The 4871-nt window shown below is 68.2% G+C and carries 6 protein-coding genes; 2 read left to right on the forward strand and 4 right to left on the reverse strand.

From position 1 onward, the window contains the following. Window positions 1-127 precede the first annotated feature (127 nt). The 3 genes from AC07DS_RS26740 to AC07DS_RS26750 all read right to left on the reverse strand — a co-directional run bounded on the left by AC07DS_RS26740 (window position 128) and on the right by AC07DS_RS26750 (window position 1861). Window positions 128-598, reverse strand: coding sequence for an RICIN domain-containing protein (locus AC07DS_RS26740; RefSeq protein ID WP_479149194.1), 471 nt, complete (start codon window positions 596-598; stop codon window positions 128-130). A gap of 62 nt (window positions 599-660) precedes the next feature. Continuing rightward, window positions 661-1140 carry a hypothetical protein gene (locus tag AC07DS_RS26745; RefSeq protein WP_479149196.1) on the reverse strand — a complete coding sequence of 160 codons (480 nt, stop codon included), beginning with the start codon at window positions 1138-1140 and terminating at the stop codon, window positions 661-663. Window positions 1141-1534: 394 nt separating this feature from the next. Beyond that, entirely contained in the window at window positions 1535-1861 is a 327-nt protein-coding gene (locus AC07DS_RS26750; RefSeq protein ID WP_479149198.1) for a hypothetical protein, read from the reverse strand. Window positions 1862-2038: 177 nt separating this feature from the next. Between AC07DS_RS26750 and AC07DS_RS26755 the strand changes: the two genes are divergently transcribed. Both AC07DS_RS26755 and AC07DS_RS26760 read left to right on the forward strand, forming a co-directional pair. Then, window positions 2039-2530, forward strand: a complete 492-nt coding sequence (locus AC07DS_RS26755; protein ID WP_479149200.1) for a DUF1877 family protein — start codon at window positions 2039-2041, stop codon at window positions 2528-2530. A gap of 227 nt (window positions 2531-2757) precedes the next feature. After that, window positions 2758-4449: a tetratricopeptide repeat protein gene (locus AC07DS_RS26760; RefSeq protein ID WP_479149202.1), complete on the forward strand. Its 1692-nt coding sequence runs from the start codon at window positions 2758-2760 to the stop codon at window positions 4447-4449. A 20-nt stretch (window positions 4450-4469) separates the two neighbouring features. Here the strand turns inward: AC07DS_RS26760 and AC07DS_RS26765 are convergent, their stop codons facing one another. Beyond that, window positions 4470-4613: a hypothetical protein gene (locus AC07DS_RS26765; protein WP_479149204.1), complete on the reverse strand. Its 144-nt coding sequence runs from the start codon at window positions 4611-4613 to the stop codon at window positions 4470-4472. Between the last annotated feature and the right edge of the window lie 258 nt (window positions 4614-4871).

Below are 4871 nucleotides of genomic sequence, written 5' to 3' on the forward strand. Positions count from 1 at the left end.
CGATGGAGGGGGCGTGGGGAGGTTTGCGGGTTTCCCACGGCACCCTGTATGCGCGAGGACAAGCCCGAGGGGGGGGGGGGGGGGGAAAAACCCCCCCCCCCCCCCCCCCTCGGCAGGGCTTCGGCGCTCAGTACCAGAGCTGGTACTTGTTGCCGTCGTTGCACTCGTGCATGTAGACGGAGTTGCCGTTGCTGTCGAGGCACTCGTGGGTCTGCCGGTTACGCAGCTTCCAGTTGCCGCCCCCGACGCCGATCTCGTCCCAGCGCTGGTAGTTGTTGCCGCTGCACGGCTCCATGTAGGCGTCGTGGTCGGTGTAGGCCGTCAGACAGTAGCCGGTGTCCGCCGAGCTCTTCTCGAGCCAGCTGCCGTCGCCCAGCTGCACGTCGTGCCACCGGGTGAAGGTGTCCGAGTCCCAGCCGACCGTGACGTCGTCCGGGTGGTCGTTGGCCCACTTGATCTGCAGGGCGTTGCCCGACTCGCGGTGCACCCAGTGCACGTCGCCGTCGGCGTGCGCCGCCGTGGACATGGTCAGCGCCAGGACCGGTGCGAGCGCGGCGGTCCCGAGAACCTTGGCTATGCGGGCGGTGTTGATGCGCATGGGAAATCCCCCTGTGTGTCGTTGTTCGTGGTCGGAAAGGTGTACGGGAATGAACCGACGGCTCAGTACCAGAGCTGGTACTTGTTGTCGTTGTTCCAGCCCCCCGGGCCGAGGTAGACGCTCCTGCCGTTGCTGTCGAGCCAGCGACCGGTCTGCTTGTGCTGGAGCTTCCAGGAGGAGCCGGTCCAGCGCTCGTACCAGCGCTGCCAGTCGTTGTTCGCCTGGCAGGGCTCCATGTACACGTCGTCGTTGGAGTAGGCAGTCAGGCAGTAACCGCGCCAGGACTGGGCCTGCGGCTTCATCAGCCAGGTGTCGTCGTTGCTGTTGTACTGCTCGTACCAGCCGTAGCCGACGTCGCACCCGTTCATGCCCACGTCGTACGGCTGGCCTGCGCCGTTGATGACGAGGGCCAGGCAGTTGTCGGACGGCCGATGGTGCCAGGTCACATTGCCGTCGGCGGACGCGGTGCCCGCACTGGCCAGAGTGAGCGCCCCGACCGCGACCGCGGTCACAACTGCCTTGCGGGCATGGTTGATTGACATGGGTTCCCCCGGAAACTGTGGTCGATTCGGTGGCGAGCGTAATGGGCCGTTCGCGCTCCGTAGGGCTCCCCCGACCGTCCCACGCCGTCTCGGGACAGCGCGTCCCGCACCCTGGAGCGTCCCGCGCCTCCGAACGGTCCCGTGTCCCGGATCGTCCCGCACCTCGGACCGTCCCGTGTCCCGGATCGTCCCGCGACGTCTCGGGACGGCGCGTGCCGCGTCCCGGGACGCCGTGGGACGGAACCTGCCCGGCCTGCCAGCAGTTGATGTCGGGGACGAAATGCACCGCCGAGTTCGCCATGACCCGGCCGACGCAGTCGCCGGAGAACGGGAAGGGGTCACCGAGCCGGAACCAGGAGCGGCCCGTCGTTGCCACCGGCCGCTCCGATCCTCCTCACGGTCGCGAACCCCTGCGGTGCATGGGTGGCCGGTCGAGGACTTCGACGTACATGATCCGGCCGTCCACGACATCCAGGCACAGCATGCCTCGCGAGGGCAGGAGCGGCACGCAGCGGTGGCCGGCGCCGTACGGCTGCCCCTGCGGATGGGGTGCGGTCCCGAAGCTCTGGCAGAACTCGTCGCCGCAGCCGCACTCTTCGACCAGACGAAGATCCCAGGCACAGATGGCCAGCTCGCGTTCTCCTTCGGTCTCCAGGAGAGAGATCAGCTCTGTGACGAGATCCGGGAAGACTTCGCGGACGAGGGGGTGGTCCTGCTCCATGAGCGGAGGGTAGCTGGAGGCGTGGTGCAGAGCACCGGAGATTGATTGCGGAACAGGCCTTGGCCGCCCGTACGTTGCAGCACCCACCCGGTGTCGGTGCCACGGGATACGCTCCCGGCTTTGACGGCCCGCGCTCGTCGGGTCGCTTGTGACGAGGGGGGTGGCATGAGTTTCCACATGCATCTGCGCGCTGTGCGGAGCTCCGGGGTCCGGCTCGATTACGGCTGGCTTGAGGAGTTCATGGGGGCCGCCTGGGACTGGGACGTCCATCGAGCGGAGTTCGACGCGGGGATTGCGGAGTCCATCGAGAAGGACTTCAGTTCGGTGCACAGGCTCTACGAGGCCGGAAGCGGCCTCGCCGAGGGGCAGGAAGGAGCGTGGGAACTGCCCGTCTTCGGCGGTGACATCGTCTACCACCGGGACGAAGAGCAACCGCCTTTCGTCCACCTGGGCCCGGAGGCGGCGCGGCAGGCATCGGCCTTTCTGTCGGACGTCTCGTTCGACGTCCTCTGGGAGTCGACGGGGCCCGAGTTGCACAGAACGTTCGGTCTCGACTGGGCCGAGGAGGACGTCAGGGACATCTATGTCCGGCACCATGCCGACCTCCGTGGCTTCTATCAGCGCACCGCTGCAGCCGGAAAGGCAGTTGTCAAAGCGTTCTGGTACTGAGGTCGTCGGGGAACTGTTGCGAGAAGCCACCTTCTGCCGCACATGCACCTGCCCCCCAGGGCCGCCGCCAGTACCGGAGTGCACACTTCCGCCCGGACACCGCGTCCGGGTATTTTTCTGCATGAATGGGCGGTATCGCCGCCGTCCGTCGCTAGGGTCGTCGCACCGGCCACCGTCATGCCGTCCCAGAAACCGGGACGGCCGGCCGACAGCCTTGAGGAGCCCGTATGCAGTACTACGACCTCGGCAGCCACGGCCGGCGCGTGACGACGTCGTCCGCCGAGGCACAGACGTGGTTCGACCGTGGGCTGAACTGGACGTACGCCTTCAATCACGAGGAAGCGGTCCGCTGCTTCGAGGCCGCTGCTTCGGCGGATCCCGACTGTGCCATGGCGGACTGGGGCGTGGCCTACGCGCTCGGCCCCAATTACAACAAGCCCTGGGAGGCCTTCGACGAGCAGGACCTGGGGCGAAGCGTGGAACGAGCGCACGCCGCCGTACAGCGCGCCCACGCGAAGGCGGCCGGCGCCGGCCCGGTCGAGCAGGCGCTCATCGACGCATTGCACGCTCGCTGTCCAAGGTCCCAGTCCCCCGATGCCGACGACTGTTCCGTGTGGAGCGCGGCCTACGCCGACAGCATGGGCTCCGTGCACCGACTGGCGCCCGACGATCTCGACGTGGCCACCCTGTACGCCGACGCCCTGATGAACCTCACACCCTGGCAGCTGTGGGACATCAGCACGGGCAGGCCGGCCCCTGGTTCGCGGACCACCGAGGCCAAAGCGGTACTCGATCGGGCGATGGCCACAGAGGCGGGCGCGCGGCACCCAGGCCTGCTTCACATGTACATCCACCTGATGGAGATGTCCCCGACCCCCGAGGCCGCTCTGCCGGTGGGCGACCGGCTGCGGGGCCTGGTGCCGGACGCTGGACATCTCCAGCACATGCCGTCCCACCTGGAAGTGCTCTGCGGCGACTACCGCCGCGTGGTCTCCGACAACGCCGAGGCGATCGCGGCCGACGAGAAGTTCCACGCCCGGGCCGGGGCGATGAACTTCTACACCCTGTACCGGTGCCACAACTACCACTTCAAGATCTACGGCGCGATGTTCCTCGGCCGCTTCCAGGACGCGACGGACACGGCGGACCGGCTCGAGGCGGCCGTGCCCGAGGAACTGCTGCGCGTGGACAGCCCGCCCATGGCGGACTGGCTGGAGGGCTTCCTTGCGATGCGCGTGCACGTGCTCATCCGCTTCGGCCGCTGGGATGACGTCCTGCGCCTGCCCATGCCTGCCGACACCCAGCTGTACTGCGTGACCACGGCGATGCTGCGGTACGCGCGCGGAGTCGCACTCTCTGCCACGGGCCGGATCGACGAAGCGGACGCGGAACGTGAACTCTTCCGCGAGGCGGCCGCACGGGTCCCGCAGACACGAACGCTGTTCAACAACACCTGCACGGACATTCTGGCGATCGCCGCACAGATGCTGGACGGAGAGCTCGCCTACCGCAAGGGAAAGCACGAAACGGCGTTCGCGGCACTGCGCCGGTCGATCGAACTGGACGACGGCCTCCCGTACGACGAGCCATGGGGGTGGATGCAACCCACCCGGCACGCATACGGCGCACTGCTTCTGGAGCAGGGCCTGGTCGCGGATGCCGAGGCCGTGTACCGCGCCGACCTCGGACTCGACGACACCCTGCCGCGCCCGCTGCAGCACCCGGGCAACGTCTGGGCCCTGCACGGCCTCCACGAATGCCTCGTCCGGCTCGGCAAGCAGGGAGAGGCGCTGATCGTGGCCCAGCAGCTGAAGATCGCCGCGGCGATGGCGGACGTGCCGATCGAGGCGTCCTGCTTCTGCCGTCTGGAGACCGGTGGGGGTTCCGTGGCCGGGGACGGTTGCTGTACCGAGGAATAGTGAGTGACGAGGACGCGTCTTCAGCCCTGAGCGGGCCGATCATCGCGATCGGCGTCGCTCGGACCGAGCCGTACGCAGCATTCTCCGGGCTCGGGGGCCAGTACGGCCTGGACTCCGCCGACCTGCAGGCCGTCGAGGTAGCCGCTGAGGAAGGCCTGGTTCATGCCGCACACCAGATCGGGAGCCTTCGCGGCCAGCGGGTGGAAGGGGCAGTTGCGCAGCCGTAGTCGGGTGGGGGTTTCCCGGACGGGCTCATAGCCGTACCGGTCGAGCAGGCCCTCGCAGGCGGTCAGCCCGCGCTCGGGGCCCAGGGGGGGGGGGGGGGGGGGGTCTCAGGACAACCCGCCCACCCCCCGACCACACTGCCCAAGGGGGAAGCCAGGAGGCATCGGGGGGTTTTTTCCCTGTTCCTCTGGCAGGAA

The organism is Streptomyces sp. NPDC044064, from assembly GCF_056434245.1.